General features: G+C 45.5%; 2 protein-coding genes. Both read left to right on the forward strand.

What is annotated here, in order from left to right; translation table 11 throughout:
• Positions 1–74 precede the first annotated feature (74 nt).
• Positions 75–356: a hypothetical protein gene (locus tag V2H45_RS25410; protein WP_330486491.1), complete on the forward strand. Its 282-nt coding sequence runs from the start codon at positions 75–77 to the stop codon at positions 354–356.
• The gene (locus tag V2H45_RS25415; protein ID WP_330486492.1) at positions 353–2881 is read left to right on the forward strand and encodes a response regulator; all 2529 of its coding nucleotides are present in this window, start codon (positions 353–355) and stop codon (positions 2879–2881) included. Before V2H45_RS25410 ends, V2H45_RS25415 begins: the two co-directional genes overlap by 4 nt.
• Positions 2882–2907 lie beyond the last annotated feature (26 nt).

Genomic DNA, 2907 nt, shown 5'->3' on the forward strand with positions numbered 1-2907 from the left:
TCTCTCTTTTTATTTTCGTTTTTCGTCTCTGACTGATTTTTAGAGGTGCCCTATATGCCGAACCAAATCCAAACTTGGCCGCTACCTCAGATTCCCACGATCTGCCTACGTTGGTGCTTCCCCCCATGGAGCAATTGCAAGTACTACTAAAACACGCAATGGAGGGGCAAGTTAAAGCACTCCAACAGGAATTAGATCACCTCTCACAACACAATCAACGATATCAAGTTTTTATCGGGCAACTGCAACCGCTCGTGCAAGGGTTTAAAATTTTACAAATCAGACAATTTCTGCAAGATCTTGTCCGACAATCACAAGAATCACCAACTGGTTTAGGCAAAGGGGATAGTTTATGAGCGTCACATCACTCGATCGCGCCACCATCCTAGTCGTAGATGATAACCCAACGAATCTTGGGATTTTGTATGATGCTTTAACCGATGCTGGGTATGAAGTACGGATTGAGATCGATGGGCAAAATGCGATTCAGCAAACACAGCAAAACCCCCCCGATTTGATTTTGCTGGATGTGATGATGCCTGAAATCGATGGGTTTGAGGTCTGTCGTCAACTCAAGACTAGCCCTTCTACCCAAACAATTCCAGTCATTTTTATGACGGCTTTAGGTGATTTAAAAGATAAGGTAACTGGTCTGGGTTTGGGTGCTGTAGATTACATTACTAAGCCGTTTCAACAAGAGGAACTACTTGCCCGCGTGCAACTGCATATGCAGTTGTACCATTTGAGCAAAACCCTAGAGACGCAAAACCTAGAATTGCGATCGCTAACTGCAGAATTAGAAAAAAGGGTTGTAGAACGCACGGGGGAACTTTCGCAATCCCTCCATAAGTTGCAGGTGATGCAGCCCCTGCTAGAAGACGCCAATAGCCAACTCAAGGAATATGCAAGGACGTTAGCCCAAAAAGAGGAAATGTTACGTCTCACGATTGAGAATGCACCCATCGGTATTCTCACTTTGGGATTTGACGGACGTTTCTTAAGTGTAAATCAAGCTTTTTGCCAAATGTTGGGATATGGCGTAGATGAGCTATTACAAAAAAATCTGTTTGACATTGCGCCACCGTCAGAGCGCCGTGAAAGCCTTGCAGAATTGGAGAGACTGCGCCACCGTGAAGTATCAAAGCTTCAAGTAGAAAAGCGATATCTGCGTAAAGATGGCAAAACAATCGATGCGATCGTCAGATCGGCATTGGTTTGCAATAGCGATCGCCAACCCCTATGCCTAGTAATCGAAGTGGAAGATGTTACAGAGCGCAAACAAATAGAGGAAACCCTGAGGTTACAAAAACGCGCGATCGCGGCGAGTCATAACGGTGTGGTGATTATCGATACGCGTCTACCCGACCTACCGACAATTTATGTCAATCCTGCATTCGAACGCATCACGGGCTACTCCTCGGCAGAGATCTTGGGAAGGAACTGTCGTTTTCTCCAAGGTTCAGATAGAAATCAGTCGGGACTGAACGAACTGCGCAAGGCTCTAAAAGAACAACAGGGCTGTACGGTAAATCTGCGCAATTATCGTAAAGATGGCACCTTGTTTTGGAATGAGTTAAGTATTTCTCCCATTTACGACGATCGCGGCTATCTTACCCATTACGTCGGGATTCAGAACGATATCACAGAGCGCAAGCGAGCAGAAGTGCGGCAGTTGCAATTGGTCGAACAACTCAAGCAAGCCAAAGATGAGGCAGAGTCAGCGGCGCGCGCAAAGGCAGATTTTTTAGCAATGATGAGCCATGAGATTCGGACGCCGATGAATGGAGTCTTGGGCATGACCCAACTGCTCGCAGAGACAGAGTTAACACCCGAACAATCTGAATTTGTGAGAACGACCCAAGTAAGTGGAGAAGTTCTTTTAACTGTAATTAATGACATTCTAGACTTCTCGAAAATTGAATCGGGAAAACTGGAATTAGAAAATGCTGCGATCGATCTCAAAGCCGTGATTGAGGATATATACAATCTACTATCGTCAAAGGCTCAAGAAAAAGGACTCAGCTTTAATTACTCAGTGCATCCGCAGGTTCCGCCCTACATCATGGGAGATGTAACAAGATTGCGGCAGATTTTGCTCAATCTCATCAGTAATGCGCTCAAATTCACAGAAACGGGAGAAGTTGAAGTATTTGTAAGCTTAAAAGAGAATCCGTTGCCAATCCTTAAGGATTCCTTTTACTTGCTTTTTGCGGTGCGCGATACAGGGATCGGTATGTCTGACGAGCAGTTACAGAAATTATTTCAACCCTTTACGCAGGCAGATCTATCGACAACTCGCAAGTATGGAGGTACAGGTCTAGGTCTGGCGATCTGTCAGCGCTTGGTGAGCTTGATGGGTGGCGAGATCTCTGTAGAAAGCTCTGTGGGAAAAGGCTCTAGATTTTCCTTTAGCATCGCCACAAAGATCGCACCTGTTCACTTAGCTGAGACTTTAAGCCAAATCTCTAAAATGCCACTCAAGTCCCAGGGCAAACTCAGCGATCGCTTACCACTCAAAATCTTGCTGGCAGAGGACAACTCGATCAATCAAACGTTGGCGGTTGCAATGCTCAAAAAGCTAGGATATCAAGCTGATGTGGTTGACAATGGGGTGGCGGCGATCGCGGCGGTTAAAACTCAACCCTACGACCTCATGCTATTAGATGTCCAAATGCCAGAAATGGATGGCTTGGAAGTCGCAAATTATCTTGTCACCAACTGGCAAACATTCAATCTGGGTTATCCTCGGCCGCGTATGATTGCGATGACGGCAAATGCCATGCAGGGCGATCGCGAAAAGTGCCTCTTAGCTGGCATGGATGATTATATTTCTAAGCCAATTGTGTTAAATGTCTTAGTACAGGACAAAACCTTGCAATAAAGACAGAAGAGGGGTTTCATAGGAAA

Source organism: Tumidithrix elongata BACA0141 (assembly GCF_036349135.1).
GTDB classification, from domain to species: Bacteria; Cyanobacteriota; Cyanobacteriia; order Pseudanabaenales; family Pseudanabaenaceae; genus Tumidithrix; species Tumidithrix elongata.